Source organism: Micromonospora nigra, from assembly GCF_900091585.1.
In the GTDB taxonomy this organism is placed as follows: Bacteria; Actinomycetota; Actinomycetes; order Mycobacteriales; family Micromonosporaceae; genus Micromonospora; species Micromonospora nigra.
This window is the reverse complement of sequence record NZ_FMHT01000003.1, coordinates 637232-653207: the sequence shown is the minus strand read 5'-3', so window position 1 is coordinate 653207 and position 15976 is coordinate 637232. Positions and strand designations below refer to the sequence as shown.

The following is a 15976-nucleotide window of genomic DNA, read 5'->3' as shown; positions in this document are numbered from 1 at the left end:
CGGTCCTGGTCGATGCAGGTCGGGCGGGTCTCACCGGGGGCCCTCGAAGCTCGCGGGCGGTTCCAGGTCCGGCCGGGCGGGCGTCGGCAGCGGGGCGTCCGCCAGGAAGGCCCGGACGACGTCGAGGAACTCGCTCTCCTGCTCGGTGAAGATCTGGTGCCCCGAGCGGGCGAAGTAGACCAGCCGGCTGTCGGGGATGCTGCGGCGGTAGTCCGCCACGATCGACCAGGGCAGGTAGTCGCAGGCGCCCTTGAGGAGCAGGGTCGGCACCGTCACCTGCGCCAGTGCCGGCCGGATGTCCGGTGCGGGCCGGGTGATCTGCAGGGGCACCTGGTTGGCGTAGAAGCCGGGTCGGTCCGGCGCCGAGGGGGGTCGGTTGCCCTCACAGACCAGGCCCGGCGCGGAGTGTCGGTACAGGGTGGCGAACCGCGCGTCCATCTCCCGGTCGCCGGAGAACGCGTGGGCCGCGCGGGGATCGGCCTTGACGAGACTCCACGTGAGCATGGCCCGGGGTTGCAGTGCCGTGCCGAGCACGGCGAGTCGCTGCCGGGGGGTGAGCCGTTCGATCATGCCCGTGCCGCTGACGTCGCCGACCTCGGGCACCAACCGGCCCGGCGAGACGGCGACGAATCCCGAGACGCGGGTGGGATGCCGGGCCAGGTAGGTGGCCGCGATGGTCGCTCCGTAGGAGTGGCCGATCAGGGTGATCCGCTCGGTGCCGATGCGCCGGCGCACCTCTTCGAGGTCCGAGACGCTACGGTCGAGGGAGTAACCGGTGGGGTCGGCCAGCCGGCTGGACCGGCCGGCACCGATCTGGTCGTAGAGCCAGACGTCCCGACCGGTGTCGGCGAGCTGTCCCAGGACCCGCAGGTCGTGGTCCAGGTGCGCGACGCCGGGGCCGCCGTGCAGGAAGACGACGGGGTCGCCGGCCGGCTGCGGGCGGCCCGCAACCCGCACCGCGGCCAGCCGGGTGCCGTCGGGCAGCTCCCAGTACCGCAGTCCGGCCGGCGGCGGCCCGAAATCAGGCTCCGGGGGCGGGGTCGCAGCCTCCCAGAGGGCGGGTGCCAGCACGAGGGACATGGCGACCGCCGCCCCGACCACGCGGGCCCGTCGCCTCGGCCTCTCGGCGAGGTTACGCGTGAGAAGCCACCCGCCCAGGGCCAGCACGGCCGTGTAGGCGGCCAGGCCGGCCAGCAGGAAGACGCCGGGGTGGGTGGTCACCCGGGCGACGGCGAACACCGCCGACCAGGCCACGGCGAGCCCGAGCGCCAGGAATGCTAATACCCCGCATAAGCGCAAAACGGTCACCACGGACTGCCTCAAGTCGCTCCTATCGTCACCGTGACATCGGTTCCCGGGTCAGCCTACTGGCAAACCCGGATAGGGATGAAGGCATTGGAGTCCGTCATCAGCGGGTGATCTTCCAGCTTCGTCAGGCAAATTTCACCCTGGTATCTCGAAGCTCTGTGGTGTCGAGAGCATGAGACCGTTAATATTCCCGGCAGAGTTGGCCGGCCGGATGGATTTTTAACTTCGACCAACCGGCCGAATGACAAGATCATGGCAGATTTTCAACCAGCGGGCGCGGCGGCCGGATGCGGCCGGGGCGCCTCACGTCCACCGGAGCATGCAGGAGCCGGAGCGTCAGCAGGCTAAGCAAGGGGGAGACATGCAAGAGGCGAGCATCATCCGATCTCCGCAGGAAACGCAGGGACTTGCCGTACTGGTGTCGATCGACAACGAGCTGACTCGCTGCGGTCTGATCCAGATGCTGGCCGACCTGCCGATGGTCACCACGGTGCATCCCGGAGCCGACCCGCAGGCCACCATACGGCTACTGGAGACGGGGGACTACCAGCTTGTGATCGTCTCGGCGGAGAGTCCCCGTGGCGGCACCGACGAGGTTCTCGCGGTCGCCGCCCGTACCGGCACGTCGTCGTTGTTCCTGCTCCGGCAGCCGGAGGATGCCCTGATGCCGGAGGTCGCCGCCCTCTCGGTGGACGGCTTCCTGCTGGAGTCCGGGTTGAACCGCACCGTCCTCGCCGACAGTCTGCACAAGCTGCGGCACGGCGAGATGCCCATCCCCGGTTCGCTGGCTCGGCGCATTCTCGATGAGCTGCGCACCGTTGGCAAGCCCCGATCAGACCCGTCTTTCATGCTCACGCCCCGGGAGCGGCAGGCTCTTAAGCTCTTGGCCGAAGGGCTCAGCAACAAGCAGATAGCCCGACGGCTCGGCATCTCCGAGCACGGCGCGAAGCGGCACGTGGGCAACGTCCTGGCGAAACTCAACTGTCCGAACCGGACGGTGGCGGTGACCGTCGCCCTCAACCACGGCCTGCTGGCCGAGGAGACGGTGCAGCCGCCGGACCCCGCTGTGGTCAGTCTCCGCCGTCGCATCGCGTCAGTACCGGAACAGCAGCAGTGGGGCAAGGGAGGGAGAGCATGATGACCGATGCCAAGGTGTGGCTGGACGGTCGCCTGGTCGACTGGGATGCGGCCCACGTCCACGTCAGCGCCCACGGTCTGCACTACGGGATCGGGTTCTTCGAGGGGGTGCGGTGCCACGGCACCCCGCAGGGACCGGCGATCTTCCGACTCACCGACCACCTCCAGCGGTTGGCCCGCTCCGCGGCGACCTACCTGGTGCGCCTGCCCTACGGCGTCGACGACCTCGCCGAGGCGTGCCGGTCCGTGGTCCGCGCCAACGGACTGACCGACGCGTACCTGCGCCCGATCGTCTTCCTCGGCCCCGGAGCGAACCCGTTGCAGGCGTCCTACCAGGTCGCGGTCATCGCCTCCGCCAACGGCCCGCTCGTCGGCGGCGCCAAGGACGCCGGGGTACGCGCCAAGGTGGCCAGCTTCCAGCGGATGCCCTCCCACGTCCTGCCGCCCGCGGCCAAGGCCACCGGCCAGTACCTCAACTCCTACCTGGCCCAGATGGAGGCGCTCACCAGCGGGTACGACGAGGCCATCCTGCTCAACACCGAGGGCCACGTCACCGACGGCTGGGCGCACAACCTCTTCGTCGTCCGCGACGGCGAGCTGCGGACGCCGCACCTGGCCTCGGGCGCGCTCGAAGGCGTCGTCCGGGACACCGTTCTGACCGTGGCCGCCGAGGCCGGCATTCCCGCCCGCGCCGACGTCCTGGTGCGCACCGACCTTTACCACGCCGACGAGTGTTTCCTCACCGGCACCGCTGCCGGGATCGTGCCGGTGCTCAGCGTCGACGGGCGTACGGTCGGCACCGGCAAGGTGGGGCCACTGACCCAGCAACTCGTCGACCGGTACGCCGACCTGAGCACCGGACGTGTCCCCGAGCACGCGCAGTGGCGGGAACTGGTCGGATGACGCCGGTGCGGTTGACGGCCGAGGTGGACTACCGCGCCCTGGTGCGTACCGCGATCTCCGGCATCGACCGGGACCGCAGGCGGAGCTGGGAGCGGGCCGGACACCTGCCCAGGACGATCATCACCGAACTCGCCACCCACGGCGTCTTCCGCGAGCGGTGGGCGCCGGGCGCGACGGGTGGGCTGCCTCGGCTGGTCGCCATGGCGGAGGAACTGAGTGGGTGCGACAGCGGACTGGCCCTCGCCGCGATGGGCCACAGCGAGGTGTTCATCGGTGCGTTGACCTGGCTCGCCGACGGCAGCGCCCAGCACGCCCTGCTGGAGGACGCGCTCGACGGACAGGCTGTGGGCTGCTTCGGGGCCACCGAGCCGCAGGGCGGATCGGACCTGTCCGGGGTGCGCAGCACGGCGACGCGGGAGGCGGACGGCTGGCGGCTGGTCGGCCGCAAGCGCTACATCTCGAACCTGGGCGGAGCCACCCACCTGCTGGCCGTGGCCCGGGTCGCCGGCAGCGGGCCCCGTGACCTTGCCCTGTTCCTGGTGCCGCTGGCCACCCCGGGGGTGTGCGTCGAAGGGTTCTTCGCCACCGCGGGTCTACGCTCGTGCGACGTCGGTGAGGTGTCCTTCGACGTGCCGCTCGGTCCCGGGGCGCTGCTCGGCGCCCCCGGGATGGGTCTGGCCTACGCCAGCCGGCTGCTCCAGTTCGAGCGGATGTCGATCTGCGCCCAACTGCTCACCGCCGGACGGATGGCGCTGGGCCTCGCCGCCGCCCACGCCCGGCAGCGGAAGCTGGGCGACGGCCCGTTGCTGGGCAAACAGGCGGTCCGGCACCGGCTGGCCCAGGCCCACGCCCAGCTCACCGTCGCCGAGGCCGCCCTGCGGGACACCGTGGCCCGCGGCGTCGCCGGTGTGGGCTTCGCCCACGAGGCCGCCGCCCTCAAACTGATCGTCAGCGACGTCGTGGAGCGGGTCACCGACGACTGCCTCCAAGTCTTCGGGGCCCGGGGCTACACCACGAACTTCCCGCTGGAAGGTTGGTGGCGCGACGTGCGGTTGGCCCGCATCGGCGGTGGGGCCGACGAGGTGCTCACCGAGCTGCTCGCGTCCCGCCTCGCCCTGGCCGATCCCCGGTTCGACGCCGAGCTCGACCGACTGATGACGGCCGACATCCCCCGACGATAGGCGACCGGGGCCGCCGCACGGCGAGCGTGGCCGTACGGCGACCCCGGCCATCCGCCGTCCGGCGACCCGGTCATTCGCGGTGCGCCTGTCCCGGTCACCTGCCGTGCGGCGACCTCGGTGGCCGGTCCGGTCAGCTCAGCTCGGCCAGGATCCGCCGTGCCGGCAGCCCGTCGGAGAGCACCGCCTCGCGCAGCGCCGGCCGACGCGGCTTGCCCGAGGTGGTACGCGGGATCACGCCCTGCTGCACCACCAGCAGCGGCGCCACCCGGGTGCCGAGCAGGTCGGACACGGCGGCCCGGACGGTACGCGCCAACTCCGGCGCCGACTTCGCCGTCCGGGGGGAGATCTCCAGCACGAGGGCGAACCGTTCGCCGCCGTCGGTGGCGCTGTGCTTGAAAGCCGCGCAGCCCAGCAGGGACGGACCTCCCGCGCGGAGCGCCCCCGCCTCGACGTCCTCGGCGAAGACGTTGTGCCCCGAGATCGACGCCACTTCGGTTCGCCGGCCGATGACGTACAGCTCACCGTCGTGGGTGAACGCCGCGTCGTTGGTGTCGAACGGATCCTCCTGCCGGGGCTCGAAGCCGGCGGCGGTCCAGTAGCCCTCCAGGAGCCACTGACCGCTGATGAGCAGGGTCGCGGGTGTCTCGTCGCCCCTGAGCTGGTAACGGGCGCCCGGCAGGGCGGGACCGAGCGAGACGTGACCACCGGGCCCCTCGACCGGCCCCCGGCCGCGCGGTGTGCACGACACCCCGACCGTCCCCTCGGCCAGCCCGTACGCCGGCATGATGGCCTCCCAGGCGAAGCCGAGCGGACCGGCGACCCGGTGGAAGTCCACCACGTCCGACCAGAGCACCCGTTCGGCGGCGTTCAGGCAGCACCGCATCCGGGACAGGTCGAGTTTGTCCGGATAGGGCACCCGGGAGGCGAGCCGGAAGCCGAAGTTGGGCGCCCCACTGATCGTGGCTCCTTCCTCGGCGAGCATGGTCAGCCAGTGCGCCGGGTTCAGCACGAACGTCCGGGGATCCGTGTGGACCTGCCCCGTCCGGGAGTACAGTGCCGAGCCGAAGAAGCAGACGAAGCCGAGATCGTGGTAGAGCGGCAGCCAGGTGGCCACCCGGTCCCGCACCGGATCCAGATCGAAGCACCGGCTGATCATCTTGGTGTGCCCGGCGAAGGTGTCCGCCCGGATCGCCACCCCCTTGGGCGTACCGACGCTGCCGGAGGTGAACTGCACCAGCGCGGTGCGGGGGATGTCGGGTTCGGGGTCGCTGACCCTCTCCTCGCCCTGCAACCCGCCGATCGGCACCGCCCGCAACCGGTCGGTGAGCGGGCCCGGGTCGTCGGGCGCGGTCAGGTGGAACCGGCAGTCCATCGCCGCGAGCACGGCACCGAAGCGTTCCGCGTGCAGTTCCCGACCCCGCCGGGGCGATGGCGGCAGCGAGACGAGGGTCCCGCCGGCCGCCCACACGCCGAGCGCGGCCACCACCGCGGGCAGGTCGTTGGTCAGGGTCATGGCGACCGGATCACCGACCCGCACGCCCGCCCCGCGCAGCCGGGCCGCCGCCGTCGCGATCCGGCGGGCCAGCACGTCGTAGGTCACCGAGTCCCGGCTGCCGTCGGCGTCGATGAAGCTCACCGTCGCCGTCGAGCCGTAGGGTCGGACGATCTCTTCGAGGCAGAGCCCCGGGTCGGTGGCGTAGCTGGCGGGCCAGGTGACCAGCGGGGCGGAGGGGAGGTCGAGCTGGGTCATCGGCAGTCCTCGCCAATCGTGTTCTCTCACGGGGGTACCGCCGGCCCGCCGGCCCCACAACGGGGCCGGCGCGAGCGGCGGTCGGGTCGCGGGTCGGCGATGCCGTGCCATCCCGCCGGCGGTCGTCGCTCCGCTATCCGCCGGCGGTCGCCGCTTCGGCTTCCAGTTCCGCGACCGCCAGCACGTCGGCCTGCTCGGCCCGGGCGATGATCTCGTCGATCCGCTTGTCCTCGCGGGCCCGCTCCTGCAGCGCCTCCTCGATGTAGGACACGTGCCAGGCCTCGTCCCGGATGATCGCCTTCATCGGCCGCCGGATCGCCTGCGGCAGGTCGTCCTGACCGACGTGCAGCTCGTACTCGGCCAGGCCGCGCTTCTCGGAGGCCAGGGTCAGCGCCAGCATGTCGGTGAGGGTCTTCGGGATGCCGAAGTGCGCCGACAGTCGGGCCTGGTAGGGCTGGGGGACGTCGACCACCTCGCCACCGAGTTCCTCGATGGCCTTGGTCCACAGCCAGGCGTGCACCGCCTCGTCCCGCAGGTGGCGGGAGAGGTCGCTGCGCAGCTTCGCGGTGTCGGCCAGCCGCGCCATCCGCATGATGGCACCGGCGCCGTGCACCTCGGCGGCGCGGTACTGGTTGAGCATCCACACCGGGTCCTCGGGGTCGATACGTCGACCGGTGGAAGTGATCACGAGGCGGCCTCCTGCTTCGTCAACGCGCGTCCGACGTCTGCGACGGTGCGCAGGTCCGACAGGTCGGTCATCGGCACGTGGGTGCCGGTTTCGGTGTGCAGGGCGGCGAGCAGCTCCGAGGCGTCGAGTGAGTCGAAGCCGAGGTCGTTCACCAGATCCGTCTCCGGGCCCAGGGCTCGCTCGTCGACCCCCCGGCCGCGGGCCACCAGCCGGATGACCAGCTCCAACGCCTGTTGTTCGTCCATGCCACGACTCCCAGCGGTCTGCCACACGCGGATACTCGGTCTCGTCCCGCTCCTCGGTCGGCGCGGAACCTGCGCAAGGGACGCTAGGCGCGACGCGGCGGCCCCGGGCCCCCCGGACCAGGGACTCATTTCGCCGCCACCGGTCGACCATCGCGGTCGGCGTACCCGACCAGGCCCTACGGAAGTGACTGAACGCGCCATGCCCCGCCCGCGCCGCCGTGCCCCACCCCTCGCGGAGCGCCACACCGGACGGCCCGATCAGGCACTGTGGCCGACTCGGGGTGACCGGCACACTCGGCGGATGGTCGGGTGCGAAGCGGAGGTCGATCTGGCGGCCATCGCCCACAACGTCTCCGCGCTCCGCCGGCTGCGGGCCGTCGAGTTGATGGCGGTGGTCAAGGCCGACGCCTACGGTCACGGTCTGGTGCCCGGTGCCCGGGCCGCCCTCGCCGGCGGCGCCACCTGGCTGGGCGTGGCCTATCTGCCCGAGGCGCTGACGCTGCGGGCGGCCGGGATCACCGTCCCCGTGCTGTGCTGGCTGCCACGCCCCGGCGACGACCTCGCCGCCGCGATCCGGGCCGGAGTGGACCTCTCGATCTCCGACCGGTGGGTGCTCGACGACGTCCTGGCCGCCGTCCGGCTCACCGGGCGGCAGGCCCGGGTGCACCTCAAGGTGGACACCGGCTGCGCGCGGGCCGGTGCCACCGCCGCCCGATGGCCGGAGCTGGTCCTGGCGGCCGGCAAGTTCGCCGGCGACGAGCTGGACGTCGTCGGGGTGTGGAGCCACCTGGCCAACGCCGACCAGCCGGGGCACCCGTCCACCGACCGGCAGTTGGCGGCCTTCGCGGACGCTCTGGACGTCGCCGCCGCGCACGGTGTGGCGCCCCGGCTGCGGCACCTGGCGAACTCCGCTGCCGCGCTCGCCGTGCCGGCCGCCGCGTACGACCTGATCCGCCCGGGCATCGCGGTCTTCGGGATCAACCCGTTGCCGGTGCCACCGCCGGTCGACCTGGTGCCGGCGATGACCCTGCGGGCGCCGGTCGTCCTGGCCCGACAGGTCCCGGCCGGCACCCCGGTCTCCTACGGACACGAGTACGTCACGACGGGGCAGACGACCCTGGCCCTGGTCGCCGCCGGGTACGCCGACGGTGTGCCCCGGTCGGTGGGCAACCGGGGCAGTGTGCTGCTCGCCGGCCGGCGACGTCGGATCAGTGGCCGGGTGTGCATGGACCAGTTCGTGGTCGACGTGCCGGACGCGTCGGTGGTGGCCGGCGACGAGGTGGTGCTGTTCGGGCCCGGCACGGCCGGGGAACCCACCCTGGTCGACTGGGCGCGGGCGGCCGGCACCATCCCCAACGAACTGCTCACCCGGGTCGGCCCGAGGGTCCGTCGGGTCTACCGCTGACCCCCGGTGTCCGGGCCGACCCGACCGGCCCACCCTCGACGCACGGTGGTGGCGTGCACCTGTCGGGCCTCTGATCACCGGTGGCGCCTCATCGGGCGGGCCGACCGGGCCGCGCGCATGGGCCCCGATCGTCGTAGGCGTTGGTGGATTCCCGGGTTGGTCAGCCGCTGGGAGATTCCCCGCAGGTGCCAGTGTCAGCGTCGCTGACCCGGCGGAGAGGTGGCGAAACCGCGATGACCACTGACCAGGACCACGGCGTCGAGCCGGCGGTGGTCGGGCCGCACCGCCCGTCCGGCGGTGACTACGGCGGCTTCCTGCACCTCGACGCGCTGCTCGCGGCCACCCGGGAGGTGCCCGACCACCCGGACGGACGCTTCTTCGTCCTGGTGCACCAGGCGTTCGAAATCTGGTTCGAACTGATCGTGCACGAACTCGTCGCCGCCCGGGCGGACCTGTTCGCCGGCGCCGTACCCGACGCCCTCTACCGGTTGCGCCGGGTCGGTGGCGTGGACCGGCTCCTGGTCAGCCAACTCGACACGCTGGGCACGATCAGCCCGGGTGGCTTCGTCAGCCTGCGTCCGTACCTCGGCAGCGCGAGCGGGTTCCAGTCCGTCCGGTTCCGGGAGATCGAGTACGTCTCCGGGCTGCGCGGCCGGGGCCACGCCGGGATCACCACGGCCGGCGGCACCGACCGTGCCCGGCTGGACCGCAGGCTGCGCGAGCCCAGCCTCGCCGACGCCTTCCGTCACCTGTTGCGCCGCCGGGGGATCGCCGATCCGGTACGACTGCTGCGCGGTGGCCGGCCGGACAGCGACGTGCTGGAGGTCGCCGAGGCGCTGCTCGACCACGACGAGGCCTGGGCCATGTGGCGCATGCGGCACGCGCTCGCGGTGGAACGCCTCATCGGTCACAAGGCGGGCACCGGCGGCTCCAGTGGCGTCAACCACCTCCGTTCGCGCCGGGACGAACGCTTCTTCCCCGACCTGTGGGAACTGCGGACGCGGCTGTGAGCCCGGCCCGTCCGGGTAGCCGTTCGGGCACCGCCGGGCGGGCCCTCCGGCGAGGTAGCCGGGCGGAGTCTCCGTTGGAGGGCGGCTGCGGCAGGACGTAGTTGGCAACGTGATCGACGGCGACGGACCCGAACGGGTGTCACGGGCGGGCTCCCGCGGCGGGAGCCGACAGCGACCAGCACGGCGGGAGGAACCTGATGACCGAGACGCCGAGGACCCTCGTCCGGCGGCACCGCTGCGGCGTGGCGTCGACCCTGTCGCCGGCTGCGGTGCGGCCGAGGTGAGCGACCTGACCGGGGAGGGTGGCGCGGCCATCGCGGTGGTCGGCATGGCCGGGCGCTTTCCCGGCGCGCCGGACGTCGACCGGTTCTGGCGCAACCTGCGCGACGGCACCGAGTCGATCAGCCAGCTCGACGACGCGACGCTGCGCCGGGCGGGGGTCGACCCGCGGACACTGGCGGATCCGCACTACGTGCGGGCCGCCGCGACCCTGCCCGGGATCGAGGAGTTCGACGCGGACCTCTTCGGCTACCCGCCCCACAACGCCGCCCGGATCGACCCGCAGCACCGGATCCTCCTGGAGTGCGCGTGGGAGGCGGTGGAGGACGCCGGATACCCACCCGGTGCGGTACCGGGCCTGGTCGGGGTGTACGCCGGAGCGGGCCTGCCCAGCTACCTGATCCACCACCTGCTCGCCGGCGGCGGCACCCCGGTCGACACCGACGACCTCGACCTGGTGGTCGGCAACGACAAGGACTACCTGACCAGCCGGGTGGCGTACCGGCTGGGACTGGGCGGCCCGGCGGTGACCGTGCAGACGGCCTGTTCGTCCTCGCTGGTGGCGGTGCACCTGGCGGCGCGTGCCCTGCTCGACGGGGACTGCGACGTGGCCCTCGCCGGAGGGGTCGCGGTGCGGCTGCCGCAGCGGCACGGCTACCTGTGGCGGGACGGGTCGATCCTGTCCGTCGACGGCCGCTGCCGCCCGTTCGACGCCGGTGCCACCGGCACCGTGTTCGGCAGCGGGGCCGGCGTCGTGGTGCTGAAACGGCTGCCCGACGCGGTCGCCGACGGTGACCGGGTGCTGGCCCTGGTGCGTGGCAGCGCGGTCACCAACGACGGCGGGGCGAAGGTGGGCTACACCGCCCCGGGGGTGGACGGGCAGGCCCGCGCGGTCGCCACGGCGCTCGGCCTGGCCGGCGTCGACCCGGCGACCGTCACCGCGGTGGAGGCGCACGGCACCGCCACGCCGCTCGGCGACCCGATCGAGGTCGCCGCGCTGACCCGGGCGTTCGCCGCGCGGACCCGCCGCACCGGCTACTGCGCGCTCGGCTCCGTCAAGTCGAACATCGGTCACCTGGACGCGGCAGCCGGGGTGGCCGGGCTGATCAAGGCGATCCTCCAGCTTCGACACCGGCAACTCGTGCCGAGCCTGCACTTCGACAAGCCCAACCCGGAGATCGACTTCGCCGCGACCCCGTTCTTCGTCAACACCGAGCTGCGGGACTGGCCGGCGACCGACGGCCCCCGCCGGATCGGGGTCTCCTCCTTCGGGGTGGGCGGCACCAACGCCCACGTGGTGTTGGAGGAGGCGCCCGCGCCGGAGGCCCGGCCGCCGGCCGGTCCGGGACCACACCTGATCACGCTCTCGGCGCGTACCCCGCAGGCCCTGGAACTGGCTGCCGGCCGGCTCGCCGACGCCCTGCGGGCGCCCGAACCCCCGCCGCTGGCCGACACCGCCTGGACCCTCCAGGTGGGCCGGCAGTCGATGCGGTACCGCGTGGCGCTGCTCGCCGACTCCGTGGACGCGGCCGTGGAGGCCCTCACCGCCCACCGGCGCGGGACAGGCCCGGAGGCCGTTCCGGAGGACCGGCGGCGGCTGGTCTTCCTCTTCCCCGGAGAGGCGAGCGCCTACCCGGGGATGGGCCGGGACCTGTACGACACCGAGCCGGTCTTCCGCGCCGAGGTCGACGCCTGCGTGGCGGCGCTTCCCGGCCCGCTCGCCCCCCACGTACGCGAACTGCTGGTCGGTGCGCCGACCGGCCGGCCCGGGCCGGAGGTGATCCGCCCGGCGCTGTTCGTGCTGGAGTACGCGCTGGTCCGGCTGCTCGCCGCCTGGGGGCTGACCCCGGACACCGTCGCCGGATACGGCGCCGGCGAGATCACCGCCGCGACCGTGGCCGGGACGCTCGAGCCGGCCGAGGCGCTGCGCCTGGCCGTCGCCCAGGGACGGTTGGTGGCCCAGCTGCCGCCGCAGGCCACGATGGCCGTCGACCTGCCCGAGGCCGAACTCGCCGGTCAGCTTCCCCCAGCGGTGCACCTGGTGGCGCTCGACGCTCCGGAACGTTGCGTGGTCACCGGTCCCGAGGCGGACGTGCGGCTGCTGGAACGGCAGCTGTCCCAGCTCTACGTGCGCTGCCACCGGCTGGCCGCCCCGCCGGCCCCGGACCCGGTCGGCGTGGCGCCCCTGCTGCCCGGATTGGCGGCCGAGTTGTCCGACCTCACCCCGCGGCCACCCCGGACCTGGTGGGTGAGCACGGTCAGCGGTCGCCCGGTCAGCGCCGACGAGGCCACCGAGCCCGCACACTGGCTGCGCCAGCTCGGCCGGCCGGTCCGGTTCGCCGACGTCGCCCGTCAGCTCGTCGAGCCGCCGGGCCGGCTCCTGGTCGAGGTCGGCCCCGGCGCGTCGCTCGCGTCGCTGGTCGGCCAGGCCGCCGACCGCGTGCCGGTGGTGGCCACGATGCCCGCGGCAGCTGACCGGACCAGCGGGCGGGAGGCCCTAATGGGGGCCGTCGGTCAGCTCTGGACGGCCGGCGCCACCCCCCACTTCGAGGCCATGCACCCGTCCGGCGTCCGCCGTCGGGTGGCACTGCCGACCTACCCGTTCCAGCGTCAGCGGCACTGGATCGAACGCCCCGCCCCCGCCACGGCCGGGCCGGCCACGCGGTCCGACCTGGCCGGGGTCGTCGCGGACGTGGCGAGGGCCGCCGCCGAGACCGGCCAGGTCGTCGCCCTGCGGACGCTGCTGGTCGACCTCGTCGAGCGGCTCGACCGGCTGCGGCAGGCAACACCACAAACAGACCAGACGGGTGCCGGTACGACACGGCCCGGGAGGAGTGAGTGATGGAGCACGACGGCATCGAGGACGTCTACGAGCTGTCCCCGATCCAGGAGGGACTGCTGTTCCACAACCTGTACTCGCCGGGCAGCGGCATCTATCTGGAACAGGTCACGATGCGGATGCGGGGCCGGCTCGACGTCGAGGCGTACCGGGCGGCATGGCAGGCCATCGTGGATCGCCACGCCGTGCTGCGGACCAGTTTCCACTGGGAGGGTGTCGACAAGGCGCTCCAGGTGGTGCACCGCGACGCCCCGTTCCCGATCGAGGTGCTCGACTGGCGCGACGCCGACCCGCAGGAACAGCGCGACCGGTACGCCCGGTTCGTCCACGACGACCGGATGAGCGGCTTCGACTACGCCACCGCCCCGCTGATGCGCGGTCGCCTGATCCGCTTCGCCGACACCGAGTGGGAGTTCTTCTGGAGCTTCTCCCACCTGCTGATGGACGGCTGGTCGTTCGGTCTGGCCTTCGCCGAGCTGACCGCGCTCTACAACGCCCACGCCACGGGCCGACCGGCGGACCTGCCGCCGTCGCGCCCCTACCGCGCGTACCTGGCCTGGTGGGCCCGGCAGGACCGGTCGGAGACCGAGAAGTTCTGGCGGGAGTACCTCGCCGGCCACCGGGCGTCCGACGCCCTGGAGATCGGCTCGGCGCCGGTCGGGCCGCTGGCCCCGGGCGAGCCCACCCACGCGGTGCTGCCCACCCCGGAACTGCTGGACCAGATCCCCGCCCTGACCGACTTCGGTCGCGAGCACGGCCTGACCCTCAACACCGTGATGCAGGGTGCCTGGATGATCGTGCTCAGCCGGTACCTGGGGCGGGACGACGTGCTGGTCGGCTCCACCGGCACCCAGCGGCCGGCGACGCTGACCGGCAGCGAACGGATCATGGGACCGATGCTGGCCACCATGCCGGTGCGGGCCCGGGTCACCGACGACGCGGAACTGATCCCGTGGCTGCGCGAGCTGCAGAACGGCATGGCCCAGGCCCGCGAGCACGCCGACATCTCGCTGACCGACCTGCGACGGCTGGCCGACCTGCCGGGCAACCGGCCCCTGTTCGAGATCGACCTGGCCTTCGAGAACGTCCCGGTGCCCGAGATGACCCTGCACGAGGTCGAGCTGGTCGAGTCGACGTACGACGGCCGGCCCCACTTCCCGATCACCATGATCGTGATGCCGGGCGAGGCGATGCCCGTACCCCGGCTGGTCTACGACCAGACCCGGTTCACCGAGACGGCGATGCGCCGGCTGGTCACCCAGTTCTGCGCCACCTTGGAGAACATGGCTCTCTACCCGGAGCTGCGGCTGGGCGACATGGACATCATGCCGATCGGGCAGTGGCGGGAACTGCTGCTCGACTGGAACCGGACGGAACCGCAGCCCTCCGCCCCGGCGTTGCCCCAGCTCTTCGCGCAACGCGCCGCCGCGAACCCCGACGCCGTGGCAGTGGTCTGCGAGGGACAGCAGCTCAGCTACGCCCAGGTGGCCACCCGGGCCAACCGGCTCGCCCAGCACCTGCGGTCGGTGGGCGTACGACCCGGCGACCGGGTGGGCCTGTGCCTGCAACGGTCCCTCGACACGGTGGTCGCCATCCTCGGGGTGCTCACCTCGGGTGCGGCGTACGTGCCGCTGGACCTGGGCCACCCCGCCGAACGGATGCGTTACATCCTCGCCGACGCCGAGGTGTCGGCGCTGGTCACCCACGACGCGGTGAACGGCTCCGCGCCCGAGTTCGCCGGCCCGGTGGTCAACCTGGACACCGACGCCGCCGCGATCGACGCCCGGCCGGCCGACGCGCCGGCCGACGGCCCCGAACCCGACTCCGTCGCCTACCTGATCTACACGTCGGGGTCGACCGGACGCCCGAAGGGGGTGCTGGTCACCCACGCCAACGTGGTCCGGCTGGTCACCGGCGCGGGCACCCTGATGGACCTCTCGGCCGACGACGCCTGGAGCATGTTCCACTCGTACGCCTTCGACGTGTCGGTGTTCGAGATGTGGGGGGCCTTCGGCCACGGTGCCCGCCTGGTCGTCGTCCCGCACGACGCCGTCCGCGACCCCGAGGCGTTGCTGGAGTTGCTCGCCGCCGAGCAGGTCACCGTGCTCAGCCAGACCCCCTCGGCGTTCCGCCAGTTCATGGTCCCGGCCCTGGCCGACCAGGCCCCCCGGCTGCCCCTGCGCCACGTCATCTTCGCCGGCGAGTACCTCGACGTGCCGACCCTGGCTCCCTGGATCGACCGGTACGGCGACGACGCGCCCCGACTGGTCAACATGTACGGGATCACCGAGACCACCGTGCACTCCACCTACCGCCGGATCACCCGCGCGGACCTGACCAGCGGGATCCGCAGCAACGTCGGCCGTCCCCTGCCCGACCTGCGGATCTACCTGCTCGACGAGCGGTTGATGCCGGTACCGCCCGGCATGCGGGGCGAGATCTTCGTCGCCGGGGCCGGGGTCGCCGTCGGCTACCAGAACCTCCCGCGGCTGACCTACGAGCGCTTCCTGCCCGACCTGTACGCCGGTGAGGGCGAGCAGCGGATGTACCGCTCCGGTGACCTCGCCCGCTGGACCGACGACGGTGAACTGGAGTTCCTCGGTCGCGCGGACCAGCAGGTGAAGATCCGGGGCTTCCGCGTCGAGCCGGGCGAGATCGAGGCGGTGCTGCGGGACCGGCCCGACATCGCCGACGCCGTGGTTCTGCCGAGGGAGATCGCCGGCGACACCCGCCTGGTGGCGTACGTGGTGCCGGCCGACGGTGCGTCCGTGCCGGACGCCGCGCTGACCACCGAACTGCGCGCCCTGTTGCCGGAGTACATGGTGCCGGCGCACGTGGTGACGCTGGAGCGGTTCCCGTTGACCCCGAACGGCAAGACCGACCGGTCGGCCCTGCCCCAGTTCGACGGCGCCCGCCCCGACCTCGGCCGGGAGTACGTGGCCCCGCGCACCGGGACCGAGGAGGCGGTCGCCGCCGCCTGGCGGGAGATCCTCGGCGTGGAGAAGGTCGGCGTGCACGACGACTTCTTCGCCCTCGGCGGGCACTCCCTGCTCGCCACCCGGGTGGCGTTCAAGCTGCGCGGCGTGCTCGGCGTCGAGGTGCCCGTCCGCACCCTGTTCGACCGGCCGGTCCTGGCCGACCTGGCGCACGTCATCGACGGGCTCGCGTCCCGCCCGGCCGCCCCGGTGATCGCCCGTCAGCCCCGGCTCGCCCGGCAGGTCTGACCGTCCG

General features: G+C 72.9%; 11 protein-coding genes. 7 read left to right on the top strand and 4 right to left on the bottom strand.

Translation table 11 applies throughout. The features are described from left to right. Positions 1 to 30: 30 nt before the first annotated feature. A complete protein-coding gene (locus GA0070616_RS02515; RefSeq protein WP_139128832.1) occupies positions 31 to 1308 on the bottom strand; it encodes an alpha/beta fold hydrolase in 1278 nt (425 codons plus the stop codon). Positions 1309 to 1669: 361 nt separating this feature from the next. Here GA0070616_RS02515 and GA0070616_RS29095 point away from each other — a divergent pair, with 361 nt between their 5' ends. The 3 genes from GA0070616_RS29095 to GA0070616_RS02500 are packed head-to-tail and all read left to right on the top strand — an operon-like array spanning position 1670 to position 4529. Then, positions 1670 to 2446 carry a response regulator transcription factor gene (locus tag GA0070616_RS29095; RefSeq protein ID WP_281187719.1) on the top strand — a complete coding sequence of 259 codons (777 nt, stop codon included), beginning with the start codon at positions 1670 to 1672 and terminating at the stop codon, positions 2444 to 2446. Further along, positions 2443 to 3348, top strand: coding sequence for a branched-chain amino acid transaminase (locus tag GA0070616_RS02505; protein ID WP_091075593.1), 906 nt, complete (start codon positions 2443 to 2445; stop codon positions 3346 to 3348). The genes GA0070616_RS29095 and GA0070616_RS02505 overlap by 4 nt, the downstream gene beginning before the upstream one ends. Continuing rightward, a complete protein-coding gene (locus GA0070616_RS02500) occupies positions 3345 to 4529 on the top strand; it encodes an acyl-CoA dehydrogenase family protein (protein ID WP_091075589.1) in 1185 nt (394 codons plus the stop codon). The genes GA0070616_RS02505 and GA0070616_RS02500 overlap by 4 nt, the downstream gene beginning before the upstream one ends. Before the next feature lie 130 nt (positions 4530 to 4659). On the opposite strand, the gene GA0070616_RS02495 is transcribed toward GA0070616_RS02500, so the two are convergent. The 3 genes from GA0070616_RS02495 to GA0070616_RS27935 form a co-directional block, all read right to left on the bottom strand. After that, positions 4660 to 6279 carry an AMP-binding protein gene (locus GA0070616_RS02495; protein ID WP_175439963.1) on the bottom strand — a complete coding sequence of 540 codons (1620 nt, stop codon included), beginning with the start codon at positions 6277 to 6279 and terminating at the stop codon, positions 4660 to 4662. Between the two features lie 133 nt (positions 6280 to 6412). Then, entirely contained in the window at positions 6413 to 6967 is a 555-nt protein-coding gene (locus GA0070616_RS02490; RefSeq protein ID WP_091075582.1) for a ferritin-like domain-containing protein, read from the bottom strand. Next, positions 6964 to 7212 (bottom strand): acyl carrier protein, encoded by a 249-nt coding sequence (locus tag GA0070616_RS27935; RefSeq protein WP_175439962.1) that lies wholly within the window; start codon positions 7210 to 7212, stop codon positions 6964 to 6966. Before GA0070616_RS27935 ends, GA0070616_RS02490 begins: the two co-directional genes overlap by 4 nt. A gap of 301 nt (positions 7213 to 7513) precedes the next feature. Between GA0070616_RS27935 and alr the strand changes: the two genes are divergently transcribed. The 4 genes from alr to GA0070616_RS02465 all read left to right on the top strand — a co-directional run bounded on the left by alr (position 7514) and on the right by GA0070616_RS02465 (position 15969). Then, a complete protein-coding gene (gene alr, locus GA0070616_RS02480) occupies positions 7514 to 8617 on the top strand; it encodes an alanine racemase (protein WP_091075575.1) in 1104 nt (367 codons plus the stop codon). A 233-nt stretch (positions 8618 to 8850) separates the two neighbouring features. Beyond that, complete coding sequence (locus GA0070616_RS02475; protein ID WP_091075572.1) at positions 8851 to 9627, top strand: tryptophan 2,3-dioxygenase family protein; 777 nt, start codon at positions 8851 to 8853, stop codon at positions 9625 to 9627. 280 nt (positions 9628 to 9907) lie between these two features. Next, the gene (locus GA0070616_RS02470; RefSeq protein WP_091075569.1) at positions 9908 to 12748 is read left to right on the top strand and encodes a type I polyketide synthase; all 2841 of its coding nucleotides are present in this window, start codon (positions 9908 to 9910) and stop codon (positions 12746 to 12748) included. After that, positions 12748 to 15969, top strand: coding sequence for a non-ribosomal peptide synthetase (locus GA0070616_RS02465; protein WP_091075567.1), 3222 nt, complete (start codon positions 12748 to 12750; stop codon positions 15967 to 15969). The genes GA0070616_RS02470 and GA0070616_RS02465 overlap by 1 nt, the downstream gene beginning before the upstream one ends. Positions 15970 to 15976 lie beyond the last annotated feature (7 nt).